General features: G+C 56.8%; 13 protein-coding genes and 1 pseudogene. 6 read left to right on the forward strand and 8 right to left on the reverse strand.

Annotated features, from left to right (window positions below; translation table 11 throughout):
- Window positions 1–65 precede the first annotated feature (65 nt).
- Window positions 66–1,802 carry an IlvD/Edd family dehydratase gene (locus PF446_RS06045; protein WP_298070341.1) on the forward strand — a complete coding sequence of 579 codons (1,737 nt, stop codon included), beginning with the start codon at window positions 66–68 and terminating at the stop codon, window positions 1,800–1,802.
- A 10-nt stretch (window positions 1,803–1,812) separates the two neighbouring features.
- The gene (locus PF446_RS06050) at window positions 1,813–2,586 is read left to right on the forward strand and encodes an aldolase/citrate lyase family protein (RefSeq protein WP_298070342.1); all 774 of its coding nucleotides are present in this window, start codon (window positions 1,813–1,815) and stop codon (window positions 2,584–2,586) included.
- Between the two features lie 11 nt (window positions 2,587–2,597).
- On the opposite strand, the gene glpK is transcribed toward PF446_RS06050, so the two are convergent.
- Genes glpK through PF446_RS06075 form a run of 5 tightly spaced genes read right to left on the reverse strand, consistent with a single transcriptional unit; the run spans window position 2,598 to window position 7,479 of the window.
- Window positions 2,598–4,070: a glycerol kinase GlpK gene (glpK, locus tag PF446_RS06055; RefSeq protein WP_298070343.1), complete on the reverse strand. Its 1,473-nt coding sequence runs from the start codon at window positions 4,068–4,070 to the stop codon at window positions 2,598–2,600.
- Window positions 4,071–4,072: 2 nt separating this feature from the next.
- On the reverse strand, window positions 4,073–4,996 hold the full coding sequence (locus tag PF446_RS06060) for a hydroxyacid dehydrogenase (RefSeq protein ID WP_298070344.1): 924 nt from the start codon (window positions 4,994–4,996) through the stop codon (window positions 4,073–4,075).
- Window positions 4,989–6,068 (reverse strand): Ldh family oxidoreductase, encoded by a 1,080-nt coding sequence (locus PF446_RS06065; RefSeq protein WP_298070345.1) that lies wholly within the window; start codon window positions 6,066–6,068, stop codon window positions 4,989–4,991. The genes PF446_RS06060 and PF446_RS06065 overlap by 8 nt, the downstream gene beginning before the upstream one ends.
- A complete protein-coding gene (locus PF446_RS06070; protein WP_298070346.1) occupies window positions 6,061–7,233 on the reverse strand; it encodes a UxaA family hydrolase in 1,173 nt (390 codons plus the stop codon). Before PF446_RS06070 ends, PF446_RS06065 begins: the two co-directional genes overlap by 8 nt.
- Before the next feature lie 12 nt (window positions 7,234–7,245).
- Complete coding sequence (locus PF446_RS06075) at window positions 7,246–7,479, reverse strand: SAF domain-containing protein (protein WP_298070347.1); 234 nt, start codon at window positions 7,477–7,479, stop codon at window positions 7,246–7,248.
- Between the two features lie 307 nt (window positions 7,480–7,786).
- Between PF446_RS06075 and PF446_RS06080 the strand changes: the two genes are divergently transcribed.
- The 3 genes from PF446_RS06080 to PF446_RS06090 all read left to right on the forward strand — a co-directional run bounded on the left by PF446_RS06080 (window position 7,787) and on the right by PF446_RS06090 (window position 12,159).
- Window positions 7,787–8,512: a GntR family transcriptional regulator gene (locus PF446_RS06080; RefSeq protein WP_298070348.1), complete on the forward strand. Its 726-nt coding sequence runs from the start codon at window positions 7,787–7,789 to the stop codon at window positions 8,510–8,512.
- Between the two features lie 84 nt (window positions 8,513–8,596).
- Window positions 8,597–10,045, forward strand: coding sequence for an NAD-dependent succinate-semialdehyde dehydrogenase (locus PF446_RS06085; RefSeq protein WP_298070349.1), 1,449 nt, complete (start codon window positions 8,597–8,599; stop codon window positions 10,043–10,045).
- Window positions 10,046–10,056: 11 nt separating this feature from the next.
- Complete coding sequence (locus tag PF446_RS06090) at window positions 10,057–12,159, forward strand: TIM-barrel domain-containing protein (RefSeq protein WP_298070350.1); 2,103 nt, start codon at window positions 10,057–10,059, stop codon at window positions 12,157–12,159.
- Window positions 12,160–12,231: 72 nt separating this feature from the next.
- Here PF446_RS06090 and glpD read toward each other — a convergent pair whose 3' ends face one another.
- Window positions 12,232–13,764 (reverse strand): glycerol-3-phosphate dehydrogenase, encoded by a 1,533-nt coding sequence (gene glpD / locus PF446_RS06095; protein WP_298070351.1) that lies wholly within the window; start codon window positions 13,762–13,764, stop codon window positions 12,232–12,234.
- An 87-nt stretch (window positions 13,765–13,851) separates the two neighbouring features.
- Between glpD and PF446_RS06100 the strand changes: the two genes are divergently transcribed.
- The gene (locus PF446_RS06100; RefSeq protein ID WP_298070352.1) at window positions 13,852–15,066 is read left to right on the forward strand and encodes an MFS transporter; all 1,215 of its coding nucleotides are present in this window, start codon (window positions 13,852–13,854) and stop codon (window positions 15,064–15,066) included.
- A 93-nt stretch (window positions 15,067–15,159) separates the two neighbouring features.
- Here PF446_RS06100 and PF446_RS06105 read toward each other — a convergent pair.
- Window positions 15,160–15,346: pseudogene (locus PF446_RS06105) on the reverse strand (IS30 family transposase); the annotation flags it as partial.
- 498 nt (window positions 15,347–15,844) lie between these two features.
- Window positions 15,845–17,602, reverse strand: coding sequence for a gamma-glutamyltransferase family protein (locus tag PF446_RS06110; protein WP_298070353.1), 1,758 nt, complete (start codon window positions 17,600–17,602; stop codon window positions 15,845–15,847).
- Between the last annotated feature and the right edge of the window lie 785 nt (window positions 17,603–18,387).

Here is an 18,387-nt window from a genome sequence, read left to right on the forward strand (position 1 = left end):
TGATCCGCTAGGTGGCGTTGCTGCACACACACTGTCGATTCGCAGAATCCGGAACAATATAACTGATGAACAAGCCCAACAGCTCTCGCAAATCAATCAATGAACTCCGCAGCCAGAGGTGGTTCGGCACGGCTGGCATGCGAGCATTTGCCCATCATCAGCGCATGTATCAAACCGGCGTCCGACGGGAGGACTACGCGGACAAGCCGGTCATTGGCATCATCAATACATGGAGTGATCTGAGTACCTGCCACTCCCACTTGAGAAGTCGCGCGCGTTCGGTGAAGGACGGCGTACTTGAGGCAGGTGGCTTTCCGGTTGAACTTCCGGCGCTCTCGCTAGGAGAAGTGATGGTCAAGCCGACCACGATGCTCTATCGCAATCTTTTGGCTATGGAAACCGAAGAGCTTATCCGCAGTCACCCCCTGGACGCTGTGGTATTGATGGGCGGCTGCGACAAGACCACACCTGGTCTCATCATGGGTGCAACCAGTGCCGGCATACCGGCGTTGTACATGCCTGCCGGCGCTACTCTGAGCACGCGGTGGCGCGGAGAATCGATTGGCACCGGTACCCACACCCGCTCCTATTGGGACCAATTGCGTGCAGGCGAGATCAGTGAAGAAGACTGGCGTGAACTGGAATCGGTTTCGGTACGCTCCTCCGGTACGTGCAACACCATGGGTACCGCTTCCACGATGGCATTACTCGCCGAAGTGTTGGGATGGACACTTCCGGGCGCTGCTACTATCCCCGCGGTCGATTCGGCACATCCGCGCATGGCGCGAGCCGCAGGAGAACGTGCAGTTTCAATGGCATGGGAGGATTGGACTCCCAAACGTTGGCTAAACGCCAGCAATTTCATGAATGCAATCACTTTGCAATTGGCGATTGGCGGCTCTACCAATGCCGTGATTCATCTGATAGCCATGGCCGGACGGGCCGGCATACCTCTTACTCTGGACAATTTCGCCGATCAGGCCGGTAAAGTGCCATTGATCGCCGATCTGATGCCTACCGGTCGCTATCTGATGGAAGACCTGTATTTTGCTGGCGGCAGTCGCGCGCTGTTTGGTGAACTGGGCGACCTACTCGAAACCGGATCCCTCAGTGTTACCGGCGACACCCTGAAGGAAAACATCAACGGTGCCAAGGTCTGGAATCACGATGTGATTCGTCCACTGGACAGACCGGTGACCGATACGCCTGCTTTGGCGGTGCTGCGGGGCAACCTGGCCCCTCATGGTGCCGTTATCAAGCCGTGTGCAGCCACGCATGCGTTGTTGCAACATCGCGCCCGCGCCGTGGTGTTCGAAAACGCAGCGGACATGCATGAACGTATCGATGATCCAAATCTGGAGGTCAATGCCGAGAGCATCCTTGTGCTGAAGAACGCCGGTCCAGTCGGCGCTGGAATGCCCGAATGGGGCGGACTGCCTATTCCCCAGAAATTGCTGCGCGCTGGTGTGCGCGACATGGTACGCATTTCTGACGCACGTATGAGCGGTACCCATTTCGGCACCTGCATCCTGCATGTGGCTCCGGAGGCTGCAATCGGCGGCAACCTGGCGCTGGTCGAGAATGGAGACGAAATCGAATTGGATGTTCTCGCCGGGCGGCTTGAGCTCCTGGTCGATGAAGCCACTCTCGCCGAACGCCGAAAACGATGGCAACGGCCAGATACGATCTATAAACGGGGTTTTGGCGTCTTACATGTATCGCATGTCAATCAAGCACCGCAGGGATGTGACTTCGACTTTCTCGCAGGTGCTGAGCCCACTCCCGAACCCGACATTTACTAGGAGTCAACGCATGACTACACGAAACCGTTTCAAGGCTGCACTGGATGCAGGTCAGTCGCTGCAAGGCGTCTGGTCGATGTCCGGCTCTCCAACTATTGTCGAGGCACTGGGACACGTCGGCGCCGATTATGTGGTGCTCGATCTCGAACATTCGCCCACCTCGATTCATGGCATGCTGCCACTGCTGCAAGCAAGTCGTTCAGCAAACACCTTGGCCGCAGTTCGTATGTCCGATCACAGTATGACGTCGACCAAACACGCACTGGACTTGGGGGCGAACACACTGATGTTTCCTTTCGTCCAGGATGCGACTGAAGCAGCTGCACTGGTCGCTTTCTGTCACTACCCGCCCAATGGACAACGCGGTTATGCGCTGATGACGCGTGCGTCAGACTATCTGGCCGACAAAGATTATCTAGCACGGGCCTCCGATGACCTGCTTTTGATCATGCAGGTCGAAACGACGCAGGCAGTCGCCAACGTCGAGAAGATCGCGCAAGTGTCTGGCGTCGGCGCAATCTTTGTGGGCCCGGGGGACCTGTCAGCGTCCATGGGACACCTTGGAAATGCTGGACACCCCGATGTGAGGAGCTTGATGGCTGAATGTGCTCAGCGTGTCAATTCAGTTGGACTGGCCTGCGGTACTGTTATGGGTGATGCAGAGCAAGCTGCATGGGCTTTCGAGGTTGGCTACCGTTTCGTGGCTGTCGGTACGGATATGGCTTTGCTCTGTGGCAATGCTCGCAAGGCGCAACTCGATGTGCGTGAAAGGCGTCAAAAATGATCCGGCCACGCTTAGACCTGAGCTATCGCGCGATACCAACCATCAAGCAGACGATTTCGACGGTCTTGAGCCATGTCCGGAACAAATCGGGCATCCCGACGACACAACGCAGCGAAACTGTCGAAATCACCGTATAGATCACTCTGCCTGCCTGCCAAGTAGGCAGCGCCAAGCGCTGTGGTCTCCATTACCTTTGGTCGATCAACGGGAATATCAACAATATCCGCTAGAAATTGTAGAAGCCAGTTATTACGCACCATGCCGCCGTCAACGCGCAACGACCTTGGAGAAATACCATCTTCGGCCATTGCACTGAGCAAATCTGACGTCTGATAAGCCGTCGCTTCGAGTGCCGCACGAACGATATGTGCGCGTTGCGTTGCTCGGGTCAGACCGCTGAGAATACCCCGTGCATCAGCGCGCCAGTGAGGTGCCCCCAACCCCGTGAAGGCGGGTACAAGATATACGCCGTCTGTATCGTCGATGCTGCGTGCCATCGCTTCGCTCTGTTCCGCGTTGTCCAGCAATCCAATGCCGTCGCGCAGCCACTGCACAGCAGCACCGGCAACGAAAATGGATCCCTCCAGCGCGTAATTCACCTTTCCATCGATGCGCCAGGCAACAGTTGTGAGCAATCGATGCGTCGATTGTGCCGGCATTGAACCGGTATTCATGACCACAAAACAACCGGTTCCGTAAGTGCTCTTTATGCTGCCGGTTTCGAAACATGCTTGTCCGAGCAATGCACCTTGCTGATCACCGACCATGCCACGAATCGGAATAGCACGACCAAACAACTCCGGTTCGGTGAATCCGTATTCATCCGCGCAATCCCTGACCTCGGGCAATAGCCCATCAGGAATACGGAAAAGTGCCAGCAAATCTGGATCCCATTGCTGGCTGTGTATATCGAACAAGCAGGTCCGGCTGGCGTTGGTTGCATCCGTAAGGTGACGGCGGCCACCGGTAAGCTTCCAGAGCAGAAAGCTGTCCACGGTTCCGAAGGCCAGTTCGCCCGTCTCGGCTCGCTTCCTGCTTCCGGGTACGTGGTCAAGCAACCAACCGATCTTGGTCGCCGAGAAATACGGGTCGAGGAGCAGTCCGGTCCTTGCACTCACCAGTTCACCGTGCCCCGCATCGGCCAATGTCGAACAGGTCGCAGCTGTGCGCCGATCCTGCCAGACGATCGCGTTATGTATCGGTTTTCCGTTGCGGCGATCCCACACCAAGCTGGTTTCACGCTGATTGGTGATGCCTATGGCCACTACGCGATGGCCATTCCTCTCGGCTGCCTGCAATGCATTGCGGGCCACAGCAAGGGTGCTTTGCCAGATCGCCGAAGGGTCGTGCTCGACCTGAGCAGGGGCCGGATAGATCTGGGCAAACTCCTGCTGGAAGACACTGACAATGGTGGCATCTGCATCAAACACGATGGCTCGACTGCTGGTGGTGCCTTGGTCCAGCGCGAGCACACAATTGCCCACGGTCAGTCCAGGTATTTCAGTACGTTCTGTGCGGTCACTTCGCTTACCCTGATGTTCGATTGTTCAGTGACACCCGCGATGTGTGGGGTCAGTATCAGATTTTCGAGGCCGGTGAAAACAGATGCAGTCTCGGCGTCCAATGGTTCCCGTTCGAACACGTCAAGCGCGGCGCCAGCCAGCCTACCCTCGCGCAACGAAGCTGCCAGCGCGTTTTCGTCCACCACGCCGCCGCGCGACGCGTTGATGAGAATGGCGCGCGCACGCATCATGCCCAACGCTTTCGCATCAATCATGTGTCGCGTCTCTTTCGTCAACGGCACATGCAGACTGATCACGTCCGATTTTTGAAGGATTTCCTCGAGACTGCCAGATTGCACATTTTTCCAAGCAGCATGATCCTTCGGTAGGTACGGATCAAAAGCCAGCACGTTCATGCCCAGTGCCTGCACCCGCAGAGCAACTGCTTGCGCTATTGCTCCAAAGCCGACCAGTCCCATACTGGTGCCGGCCAGCTCACGGCCAATCAACTCCATGCGTGGCCATTGACCAGCTATCAACTGGTTTGTAGCCGCGTAGGCGCCACGCAGCAACTGCAACGCGCAACTGACCACATATTCAGCTACCGCCTGATCATTCGCGTTCTTTGCCGGATGCACTGCTATGCCGCGAGCCTTGCATGCCGGGACGTCAATATTGTCCAACCCCACACCAAGCCGTCCTACTACCCGGAGCTTTTGCGCAGCCTCCAGCAACGACGCACGGACTTGGGTCCGGTTACGAACGATTACCGCTCGCGCCTCAGCCAACGCTGCATGCAATTCATGGGTTCGGTCGACCAGGGTCGGGTCGTACAGCACATCGTGATCGGCGAAGACCTTACTGATCACCATTTCGTCCATGAATTCGCTAATCACAATATCAGCCATGCTTAGAATCCGGGTTAGAGGAGAGTGTTCGTGCCGCCAATTGGTCGATTTCTGCCAACAGATTTGGAGCAACTTCGATACCGTCGCGAAACGCAGCAGCGCGCCGCGCCAGTCGCGAGGTGCCGGGAAGTCGCACTCCAGGCTCCTCACCAAATGCTTGCAACAATGCGGCCGCCCGCTGTGCAAAGGCTCCACCAGACACATGCTGCGCGTCGATTGCAATGATGATCTGACCAAGATTCGGTGCAGCACCCTTGTCATCCAGTACCGAGGAGGCCTCCCAACCGAAGTGCGACCCAGCAATACCAGCCGCAAGCAACTCGACGATTAACGCCAGCGCAGCTCCTTTTGATCCGGCAATCGGCAACATTGAGCCTTTCAGCCCGGCCTCCGGATCCGTAGTGGGTTGCCCGCTGCTATCCAATGCCCATCCTTCGGGTATGGATTTGCCTTGCTTTGACGCTGTTACAACCTTGCCCCGCGCAGCCGTCGACAAGGCAAGGTCGATGACCAGTGGCGGACCCTTCTGCAGCGGACATGCAAACGCGATCGGATTGGTGCCCAGACGCGGCTCCTTACCTCCCCAGAATGCCATTGCCTTGGGAGAATTACCGAACATCAATGACATCATGCCGGCTTCCGCGAGCTGCTCGACTATTCGCCCCGCCTGTCCGAAATGATGCGAGCGATGCACAGCCGCGATCGCTATCCCTTCACTGCGAGCCAATGCTGGAAGGGCTGCGACTGCCAGATCCAAGGCGGGGAATGCGAAGCCATGCGCTGCGTCGATCCGTACCGCGGCAGGTGCTACCTGCTCCACCTCTGGTGTAGCGAATCCGTCAACCTTACCCACGCGTGCCTGAGCTGAGTAGCTGGGCACACGTGACAGACCATGCCCGTATTGGCCATCTATCTCCGCGCTTATCAAAGCATGCGCCACGGCCGCCGCATTGGCTTCATTGCAACGATTTGTGATCAACGCGGAAATGACGCGCTGCTCTGCCTCAGAGATAGAAAGCCATACCGATGCGGAGGCTGCAGCTTCGGAGCTTTCCGATGAACTATCAAGCACTGCGATACAACTTGGTCATCACGAACTCGCGGTGACCAAGCGCCTCCGCGGCAGTGAAGCGACCGTTGGCGGTATCAACGATGCAGTTGATCAGGCTGTCGCCGGCCTGGTCTATCGACATTTCGCGCCGTACTATTCCAGACACATCCACATCGATGTGCTCTGACATCAATCGGACGGTACGTGGATTGCCTGTGATCTTTATTACCGGCATGATCGGATTGCCGACAACATTGCCCTGACCCGTAGGAAAGCAGTGCACGACATACCCTGCTGCAGCCATAAGGGTCACGCACTCAGCCGCTGCGGATGATGTATCCATGAAGTACAGGCCAGGACCCCGCTCTGGTGCTTCGGCCGGCTCGAGAACATCCAGATAGCTGCACTTCTTCCCGATTTTTTCCAAATTACCGAGCGCCTTTTCCTCGATGGTTGTGAGACCGCCCTCGATATTACCTCGGGTAGGTTGGCTCTCCGACAAGTCGTTGGTCTTGTGTTGTTCGATGACGTCGTTCTGATACGCGCTCCACACCCGCATGAATTTCTCGCCAATCTCCGGTGTAGCAGCTCGAGCCTTGCATAAGTGCTCTGCACCAGTGATTTCCGAAGTCTCGCCGAACACGCCGTAGATGCCCTTGCTGATCAGCTTGTCGTACATATTGCCGACTGTGGGACACGAAGCCAGCCCTGTCGTGGTATCAGATTCACCACACTTGGCCGCCACCCAAAGTTCGGATACATCGCATTCAGTACGAACCATGCCCGATGTGGCGTGCACGAATTCCTTGGCCTGCCGCGAAGCCTTCATGATGGTTTCTAGATCGCCATGACCTTCGATGGAGAATCCAACAACAGGCTTTCCAGTTTTGGCGATTCCGTCAACGATCCGTTTCGTCCAGCCAGGCTCGATACCTATGACAATGCATGCAGCCACATTTGGATTGGCACCGGTACCGATAATGGTACGGAAGTGCAGATCTAGATCCTCACCGAACTGCAGACGGCCGTAGGAATGCGCTAGGGCGATTGTACCCTTGATGTTGTTCGCCACTGCTTCGCAGGCGGCATTTGAGATGTCATCGACCGGAAGTATTGCAACATAGTTGCGCACTCCGACCCGCCCGTTCTCGCGTCGATAACCCCAAAACTTTGTTTGCTCAGTCATGAATTTTTTCCTTTACCAGCGCTTGGTCTTGAGGTTTTGCACATGCACGTGATCGCCCTTCTTGGTCGTAGCAACGATGCGACCGATATCCTGTCCATATTTGACGACCGTATCTCCCTCGGCCATATCCTTCAGCGCGATCTTGTGCCCAATCTGTACATCTTGAGTGGGAGTCACATGGAAATCGGAGTCGTCTTCCAGCACCACGCCGAGCAGATTCGACCCGGCTTTGACTCCTTCAACCACGACAACTCCTACATTGTCCTTTTTGTCGTGTACCAGCAATTGTGGTTGAGACACAGCACATTTCTCCCGAGTAGGACGCCGGATCTCTCCAGCGTGTTTGAATTTTTTGACCAAGCTGGCAAGCCGAGAGGCCATCTAAGCTCGTCGTTCTCTTATATAAGATATAAGATTAGACTGTTCTTCGCTTGTTTTCAATAGCGCCGTCATCAGTGATGCGCTTCAGACGTCTATCGGCCAACATGTGTCGAGATCAGGTTAAAATGCTGCGAACCATAGATTCCGCATGACTGCGGGCTGGTGAGGAAAAATGGATTCTAAATTTACCCCAGGGGTACGCCCGCTTTATCAGCAGGTCTACGACTACCTTCTTGAACAAGTCGCTGCCGGTACCTGGAAGCTTGGTGCAGCACTACCCAGCGAACAGGCGCTAGGCCAACAACTGGGCGTGAGCCAAGGAACCGTTCGCAAGGCCTTGGACGAACTTGCAAGCATCGGCGTCATGGAACGTCGTCAGGGCAAGGGAACGTTTGTTGCTGTGAACAGCGAAGAACGCTCGCTGTTTCGCTTTTTTCACCTTTGCACCCCTGGTGGCGATCGCGTCACTCCCAGCGCCACTGGCGAAAAGGTTACGCGCAGAACAGCCACAGCAGCGGATATGGCGCATCTAGGACTGGCAAAGAACGCCAAGGTCATCGAGATCAAGAGGGTGCGCCTCATCGAGCAGCAGCCAATAATTTTCGAAACCATCATTGTGCCTGCCACCATGCTTGCTGGGTTGGACAAGCGCAAAACGCTACCGAATTCGCTTTACTCGCTGTACCACTCCGCATTCGGCATCAATATCGGCTCAGTGCAGGAAGAGTTGCGTGCGGCCCTGGCCGACAAACAAGATCGAGATCGACTTAGCGTACCGATTGGCAGCCCGCTTCTGCATATTGATCGAATAGCTTTCGGCATAGACGGTACACGGGTGGAGTGGCGCATAAGTCGCTGCAGCACGGCGCATCACGTCTATTCCATCGAACTTTCCTGAGAGGCTGCAGTTGGCGCCACTTTGCAAACACGCTCAAGTCTTATATCTTATACAACTCTAAGTTGGTTTATTAAGGCAAAGAGCATGGACCAGACAGAACTGCTGCAACAGACCTGCCATGTTGGTGGTCGATGGCTGGCCGCAGACGATGGCTCAACCCGTGATGTAATAGACCCGGCTACTGGCGAAAAGGTCGGCAGCGTCCCGCACTTCCGCACGCAGGAGACCAAGCGCGCGATCGATGCTGCTGCAAAGGCATTTCCTGGTTGGCGTGACACCCCGGCCGCGCGACGCGGCGAGCTGATGCAAAAGCTCGCCGATTTGATGATGGAACATCGCGAGCCTCTGGCGATACTGCTAACCAGGGAAATGGGCAAGCCTTTGGCTGAATCACGCGGTGAAATTGCCGGCGGTGTGGGCTACCTGCGTTGGTTCGCCGAGGAAGGTAAACGCATCTATGGCGACACGATTCCTTCCCCATGGCCCGAACGTCGTCTACTGGTAATGAAGCAGCCGGTGGGTGTGGTCGGAGCGATCACGCCCTGGAATTTCCCCAGCAGCATGATCGCACGCAAGCTTGGCGCCGCATTGGCCGCCGGTTGCACGATGGTCGTCAAGCCTGCTCCACAGACCCCATTCTCGGCATTGGCGATAGCCGTTTTGGCAGAAAAGGCGGGCCTGCCCCCTGGGGTACTCAATGTAATCACCGGTGAGGCAGCAGAGATCGGAGCAGCAATGATCGATCACCCGCAGCTACGCAAGATAACTTTCACCGGATCGACCGCAGTGGGCAAGCAACTCGCTTCGGCAGCGACAGCCAACATGAAGCGCGTTTCCATGGAGCTAGGCGGTAATGCACCCTTCATCGTCTTCGACGATGCAGACCTGGACGCCGCCGTCGAAGGGGCGATGATCGCCAAATTCCGCAACACGGGACAGACCTGTGTATGCGCCAACCGTATCCTGGTCCAGGACAGCGTATATGACATATTTGCGCAGAAGCTTGCAGCAGCGGTAAAGGAACTCAGGGTCGGTAACGGCTTTGAAGAGGGCGTGACACAGGGACCGCTTGTAAACAGCGCCGCGCTCAAAAAAGTCGAGGCTCACGTCGCAGACGTACGGGCACATGGTGGCACTGTCTTGCTGGGCGGAAAGCCACATTCCCGCGGAGGGTTATTCTACGAGCCAACGGTACTTACCGGAGTCGCTGCCGATGCCTTGATCATGCGCGAAGAAACATTTGGCCCGGTTGCTCCGCTGGTCCGCTTTCATGACGAAAAGGAGGCCATCCAGCTGGCAAACGCAACAGAATACGGACTCGCCAGTTATTTCTACGCGCACAATCTGGCGCGTGTGTTTCGCGTGATGGAACAGCTCGAATATGGCCTTGTAGGCGTCAACACCGGCATGGTGACAACAGAGGTGGCGCCGTTCGGCGGCGTCAAGGCAAGTGGTATGGGTCGTGAAGGATCAAAGTATGGTGTCGAGGACTATCTTGACATCAAGTACTGCTGCCTCGACCTGGGTCACTGAGGCATCATCGAATGACGAACCTCCAGGACATCGAGCAGCACTGGCCCGCACCACAATGGAACGATATCACTCCAGTGACTGTGACGGGCGAGGTGGTACTTGTCGCCAACGATCATGTGGTGATTCCGACCAATGCGGGCCCACTCAATATCTCCCTGTATTCCGACGGCATGCGAATCGACAGCGGACCGCGCGCAATCGGCGACTACGGGATGCTGGCCAAGGAACCCGAACGCCTACCGTTGCAACTGAGTAACGAGACCAACCGAAACATCGTGCGGGGAGGCGATTTCGAGCTCGAGCTTGAGCTTGAACCTCTGGCTTTCGTCTTGCGTAAAAACGGGATCGTAGTACAGCGTTCACCGCGCGACAGCCATTTTGAACGACGTTTCCGTCTTCCACCATTTGCTCGGATTGAACGTGGTTGGCTTGTCTCACTCGATCTTCAGTCGAACGAACCGGTCTACGGTCTGGGCGAGAAGTGGGGACGGTTGGACAAGCGTGGGCAGTGGCTACGCTCGCTGAACGAGGACGCGTTGGGCGTCAACGCAGAGCGTTCCTACAAGAACACGCCATTTGCATGGTCTCCTCGCGGCTGGGGATCCCTGGTACACACACCCTCTCCAGTAAGCCACGCTGTTGGCTTCGCGCCCTTTTCCGAGCGGGCGTATGTCATAACAATCGAGGACGAGGCGCTGGACTTTTTCCTGTTCGCCGGAGCGAATGGCGCAGAGTTACTTGGCAGTTATACCGACCTGACCGGTCGCGCTCCGGTACCGCCGCTTTGGAGTCTGGGACTGATTCTGTCCAAGGCGTACTACCGCACGCCTGAGGAAGTACTCGAAGTAGCGCGCGAAGTTCGCCGCCGTGGTATGCCGTGCGACACCATCACCTTCGATGGACGTGCCTGGCAGGATACCGAAACACGCTTCGCATTCGAATGGGATCCAAAGCGCTTCGATAATCCCAGAGAGGTACTAGCCCAACTTAAAGACATGGACTTTCGCATATGTGTGTGGGAATACCCGCTGATCTCAACACGCCATCCATGGTTCGAAGAACTGCAAAGCAAGGGCTGGTTGTTAACCGACGCAGCTACCGGCAAGGCCTATCGCTATAGCTGGGAAACGGAAGCATTCGGGAAGGTGCTGACGCCGCTCCCTGACTCCGGACTGCTCGACTTCACCCATCCTGAGGCCTACAGATTCTGGCGCGACCAACACCGCGCGCTCTTCGATCTAGGCGTGGACATGATCAAAGCTGATTTTGGCGAACAGATCACAGACGACATGCGCGCCTTCAACGGCGAGCATGGACATGCTTTGCACAATGTCTACACGCATCTATATAACCGCTGTGTGTACGAGGGCGCAGAGAGTTATTCCAGCGCTGGACCCTTTCTGTTCTCACGCTCCAGTTGGATTGGCGCGCAGCGATATCCTTCACAATGGGGTGGCGATCCTCAAGCCGACTGGGGGGGCATGGCCGCCAATCTACGCGGTGGTGTGGCATGGGGCCTGAGCGGCGGCGCCTACTACGCTACCGATATAGGTGGCTTCTATCAGGATGATCGAGATCCGGTGCTGTACGTACGCTGGGCCCAAGCCGCAGTCTTTTCCGCACACATGCGTCTGCATGGCATAGGTGCGCGCGAGCCGTGGTCCTACGGAAGCGAAGCAGAAGCCGCTACTTTCGCGGCCCTCAGGTTGCGCTATCGTCTCTTGCCCTATCTGCTTGCAACAATGCAGACCGCTCATGCTACCGGCCTTCCGGTCCAGCGAGCGATGGTACTGGCCTGCCCCGACGAACGAGCATCATGGGCCTTTGAGGACCAGTTCTTCTTCGGATCCGACATACTGGTTGCACCCTGTCTGGATCCGGACGGTTCCGTCGAAATCTACCTTCCACAGGGTATCTGGCACCGTTTTCCTGATGGCGGTGCATTCGAGGGTGGGCAAACGCACCAGTTGCACCTGGCACTGACGCAGACCGCCGTTTTCGTGCGCGCCGGCACAAGCATTCCATTGGGCCCAGAGGTTCAACACACTGGCGAACTGGGCGGAACTGCCCGCATCATCGAATATTGGCGCGACGGCGCATTTTCACCTGCGTAAGCGAGCTCACTGGATCCTTCTGGATCGACACGTTCCCAGCCCGCGTTTCGCAACGTACATGATCCAGGCGTCTCAACCGCCTGGTTTCTGCTTTGCGTCAGACGATAGCGCCCTGCGGCGGGAGTCCATGTAGCTCTGCACCTGCTCCTGTGCGGTTGCGTCCAAGTGCAGACCCAGCTTGGAGCGTCGCCACAGCACGTCTTCGACACTGCATGCCCATTCAGTGGACATGAGGTAATCCAGCTCCGATGCAGTGAGGCCCAGACCAAAATCCTGGCCTAGATCCTGCATTTTTCGCGCCTGACCGATCACGCGATCAATACGGGAACCATAAGCGTGGGCGAGCCGGTTCAGCGCAGCCGGCGGCATAAACGCATATTTTGCTTCAAGTTGCTCCAGCCACTCATCGAAATTAGCGTCGGGAATGTCACCTCCGGGCAAGAGCGCATCCCGGGTCCAGGGACGTGAACGACGGCCAAGCACCTTGTCTAGCTTGCCTAGTGCTTCTTCGGCAAGTCGACGGAAAGTGGTGATCTTGCCGCCATAAACAGTCAACAATGGAGCCTCTCCATTACCCCCGCTAAGTTCCAACGTGTAGTCGCGTGTGATCGCCGAGGGATTATTGGAACCGTCGTCATACAGAGGTCGAACTCCTGCGAAACTCCAGATCACATCGGTTGGCTTCACTTCCCGTTTCAGATACCCGCTGACAGTCCGGCACAAATAAGCGGTCTCTTGCTCACTAATTGCCACATCGGACGGATGCTCCGAATAGGGTACGTCCGTAGTTCCGATCAACGTGAAATCGTGTTCATACGGGATCATGAACACGACACGACCATCACCTCCTTGCAATGTATATGCTTGCAGGCCAGCGTAAAGTCGAGGCACCACGATATGGCTGCCTTTGATCAGCACCACACTGCTTCCGGCGCTCCTCGAATGCAGCTTTTCGGCGACCGGCATCACCCATGGACCCGTCGCGTTGACAATTGCTCGTGCACGCACGCGAAGAGTATCTCCCTCCTCTAGCAACAAGTCGGCCTGCCAGACGCCCTCTAGCCGATGTGCTGCAATGAAGCGTGTATGCGTCAGCACCTCGGCCCCCCGTTCGCGGGCATCCAATGCATTGAGGACAACCAGGCGCGCATCGTCTACCCAGCAATCTGAGTATTCAAATCCCAATGCGTAGCGCGCGTCCAATGGATCGCCTGCCGCATGTTTGCGCAGATGCAATGTGCGTGTCGCTGGCAGCCGTCTGCGTCCCCCCAAGTGGTCGTAGACAAACAGACCAAATCGGAGCAGAGGCGCTGGTCGCAAGTCCGCATGATATGGCAGGACGAAGCGCAGAGGCCACACGACATGGGGTGCCGAGCGCCATAATACTTCGCGTTCACTCAACGATTCTCGCACCAGTCGAAATTCGTAGTGCTCGAGATAGCGCAAACCACCGTGGATCAGTTTCGAACTGGCTGATGAAGTTCCACTGGCGAGATCAGCCTGCTCGCAAAGCAGCACTTTGTAGCCGCGTCCCGCAGCATCGCGCGCGATGCCAGCACCGTTGATGCCACCGCCAATAACCAGTAAATCGAATTCGCGTTCCATTCGTTGAATGTTATATCATGTGTCTTATATAAGTCTAAGACTATGACGCCCGCGCGTCTCACCGCAAAACGAACGACGGAGATTCACATGGGAAGTTCGAGACTGCGCTACTGGGTACTGACACTGGTCGTCATTGCCATCATGCTCAACTATGTTGATCGTCAGATCATTGCATTGCTGAAGCCGATACTGGAGCAGCAGTTTGGTTGGAACGACGCAGACTACGGCGATATCACCACATTTTTTCAACTCGGTGGAACGGTGGCTGTCCTTTTCGCTGGTCGATTCGTTGACCGTACTGGCCTGAAGTCAGGCTATGCATGGGGTGTCGGCGTTTGGAGCCTGGCTGAGATCGCACATACAGTCACCCGTACCGTAACGCAATTTTCGGCGGCACGACTGGTTCTGGGGGTGGCCGAGTCGGTAAACACACCGGCGGCCGTAAAGAGCATGGCGACCTGGTTCCCGCAAAAGGATCGCTCCTTGGCGTTGGGCATCATGAATGCCGCGCCCAATATCGGCGCCATCGCTACACCACTGTTGATACCATGGCTGGCGCTGACTTATGGCTGGCGCGAGACCTTCTTCATTACTGGCGTCGCAGGATTGGTCTGGCTGGTCATATGGCTCGCGCTTCCCAAGCCACCCAAGCGAATCGAAGTTCACGGCGAATCCAAGCCTCGCCCCGTACCGTGGCGACAATTGATGGATGACCGCTATACCTGGATCATGGTGTTGGGCAAACTGATGACCGATCCGGTCTGGTGGTTGCTGCTGTTCTGGGCTCCAGACTTTTTTGACCATCGCTACCACCTGAACATGGCGCATATCGGTTTACCCATTGCCACAATCTACCTGATGGCGATGATCGGCGCCTTTCTTGGTGGGTGGCTCCAGAGCTTGCTGATACGCCGAGGATTATCGGTCAATGCTGCGCGCAAGATTCCCATGCTGATTGCGTCATTTCTGGTACTGCCGCTACCGCTGGTTCTGCTCACGTCAAATTACTGGGTGGCAGTACTGCTGGTGGGCACTGCACTTGCCGGTCACCAAGCATTTTCCACCAATTTGTTCGGCTTGGCTGCTGACTCATTTCCCCACCGCGCTGTCGGCTCAGTGATCGGTATCTCAGCATTCGCAGGCAATCTAGGCGGACTCGCCATCCTTTTCATTGCAGGCATCCTGTTGAATCGCTATCACAGCTACCTGCCGCTGTTCGCGTACGCAGCGATCGCGTACCTCGTCGTGCTAGCACTGATCAATTGGATCGCGCCCCGGTTACGACTGATCGAAGAGAATTGAAAAAGCCCTTTCCACGGTATAAGGAAGGGCGGATTCAAGGTCCGCGTGCAACACAGTCATTGCATTGTGCCGATCCTGCGTATTAGCCAGTCGTCAATGCTCGTTGGTGACCTGCAAGGGCGTGTGGAACCCATGGGGCTTGCAAGGTCGGGGGTTGAAGCTAAGGTCAGCTCGGATTGAGCCCAACTTGGCTGTACACCGACAAGTCCGTGCCCTTGGGAAAATACTGGCGTAGCAGGCCCTTGGTATTCTCGTTGCTGTTGCGCCGCCAGGGGCGGTGGGAGCCTGCCAATTAAACCTTCACACCGATGCGCAAGGTCAGGGCGTCGTGGTAGCTCATCTCCTTGCCCTGGTCATAGATCAAGTCCGGACTTTGGAAACGGCCTTGTCAACGGTCGACTGGTCTATCTCATGGTTTTCGCGAGGGCAGGCGTTTGATTGCGAACCGCACGGGTGCGCTCACGAAAAGGAGGACGACATAACGGGCTCGCGCCGGGCGGCATTTGCCGAAAACACACAACTCCACTTGCCCTGGCCCGCGAAGGATCAACCCGAATGACTTGCGGGTTCAACGGGCCCTTTACGGCCTCCCGCGAAGCGGCCACGGCGGACAGTCGACCAAGAGCGTGGGCGATGCTGACGTAGCGCTTCTTGCCCGAGGTGTCGCCATGCTCTGGGCAACGACGCAGGCAAGACCTGAAACAAACCGTATCAATACGGCATGCCAGGTCCTGCCATGACTCGATAAGGCCAGGCCCGGACTTTATCCTGCCTTTTATCAGTAACCAACCACCTCGCCGTCCTTGCGCATTTCGCTGGCGCCCCAGTACACATGGTCCTTGGCGTCATACATGATCGCCTCGTATCCGCCGAAAGCGCCGGAGCCGGGGGGCACCCAGTCCACTTTGTAGCCGCGTTTCTCCAGCGCAGCCCCGACCGACTTGTTGAAGCCCGACTCCAGCTCGACCGTACCGATGCCTTTCGATGGCAGGCCCGTCGGCGTGGCGCTGCCCACGTGTCTCCAGCGGGCGGCATCGCCGGCTTCCTGCACGTTCATGCCAAAGTCGATCATGTTCACCAATACCTGCACATGACCCTGCGGCTGCATCGAGCCCCCCATCACGCCGAACGCGAGCCAGGGCTTGCCCTGTTTCATCACGAAGGCGGGAATGATGGTGTGAAAGGGGCGTTTGCGGGCCGCGTACACGTTCGCGGCATCGCCATGCAGCGAATACAGCGCACCGCGATCCTGGAACATGAAACCGAGTCCATCGGCGACCAGGCCCGAACCCATGCCGGCGTAGTTGGACTGGATCATGGACACCATCATGCCGCTGCTGTCGGCCGTCTCGAAGTCGGTGGTGTCGCCGTTGAACAGGCGCGGATTGCCGGGCCCGATATTCGGGTTGGCGTGCTGCAGGTTGATCATCTTGCGCCGTTGGTCGGCATATTTCTCCGACAGCAGGCCTTTCATCGGCGCATCGTAGAAGCGCGGGTCGGCGTAATACTTGGAGAGATCGGCAAAGGCCAGACGCTTGGACTCGATCTCCGCGGTCAGCGTGTCCGCGGTGCCAACACCCATTTTTTTCAAGTCGAAACCCTTGAGGGTGTTGAGCATCTCCAACGCGGCAAAACCCTGCCCGTTGGGCGGCAGTTCGTAAACATCATAGCCGCGGTAGTTGACCGACTGCGGCTGCACCCAGGCGCCGTGGAAAGTGGCGAAATCCGCATAGCGCAGATCACCACCGATGCGCTTGAAATAGTCCGCCATGGTGTGGGCGATCCTTCCCTTGTAGAAGGCATCGCGCCCGCCCTTGGCGATCAGGGAAAGCGTGTGGGACAGATCGGGGTTGTGAAACACCTCGCCCTGCCGCGGCGTATGCCCGTTGATCAGATAGAGTTTTTTCGCGTTACCGAATTCCTCGATCAAGCCACGATTCTTCTCGAAGGCTTTCCAGTTGCCTTTCCAGTACCTGGAGACGATTTCAGTGACCGGGAAGCCATGCTTGGCATAGTAGATCGCCGGAGCGAGATCCTCACTGATCGGCAACTTGCCAAAACGCTTGTGCAGGGCGAACCAGGCATCGACCACACCAGGCACGGTCACCGGAAGCGAGCCGAACAGGGGGATCTGGTCGGAAGGTTTCATGCCCGCCTTTTTGTAGGCAGCCGCCACTTCGGCCCGCATGCTGGCCAGATCACGCCCCTTGGGCGACCAGCCGGATCCGTTGTAGCCATAAAGCTTATGGGTCTTGGGGTCGTACACAATGGCAAAGGCATCACCGCCAATACCGTTCAGCACCGGCTGCATCAATCCGAGGACCGCGTTGGCGGCGATGGCGGCATCCACGGCGCTGCCGCCTTTCTTCAGGATTTCCACGGCGGCAAGAGATGCGATCGGCTGTTCGGTGGCCGCCATGCCGTGCTGCGCCAGTACCGGAGACCGGGATGCCCATGGAGCACCCGCGTAGCGATCACCACGGCCGATGCTGCCGGCACGCGCACTGGCCATGCCCAGCAGACCCGTGACGAGCATGGCCACAAGCGCGGAGCCCACCCACGTGATGTCCGAACCACCGGATCGTGAATGTGAATGAAGACGTTTGGATGAATGCATGGCTCCCCCGTATGAACAATGCGCGTAGCCACCGATAATAGCACTGTCGAAAAGAACGGTTCCTGGAACATTGTCCACGGGTGACCTTTATGCACGAACGGGTCACGATTCGCTGCCGGCATGACGTTTTCTGTGCCGGCTCCCCTCATCTGTCAACACGATCATTTCCGCTTAACTGCGAAGAACCATTTTTGCGTCGGCGTCTTTCGAATATAAGCTCTATGCAACTGGTACATAAATGTATGTCTCGATGCATGCCTTTATGTTGCTCATCATCTTACTCACTTCCGATTTTTGCCAAAGGAAACCAATTGGAGGTCGGGAAATTGGTTGGCAGCACAGCGTTGGCGGGGACAGATGTTCGACCGTCGCAATCCGGTCCATAGCGTTCACGGCCCAACGAACATGCCTACACAAGTGGGCCCCGAAAATTGGACAGCGCGATAAGTGCTCCCTCGGGTCAAGCCGCCAGCCTGGCAGCATCTTGGAAATACACACTTCCCGTCGTGTACCGGCCAATCGAGAGTGCACTCCACTCAGACCCTGAGATTTCCCCACGAATCTCCTCGTTCAATCAACACGTTACGCGCTGACTGAAGGAACAGTGCGCGCATGATGCGGTCATTCCTCACGGGTTACGAAGCCAGAGGAAGCAGACCACACCATGCGCGCAACCGAAGTATTGCAAAAGTGCTTGGGCAACG

It is taken from the genome of Oleiagrimonas sp., assembly GCF_027858935.1.
Classification (GTDB): domain Bacteria; phylum Pseudomonadota; class Gammaproteobacteria; order Xanthomonadales; family Rhodanobacteraceae; genus Oleiagrimonas.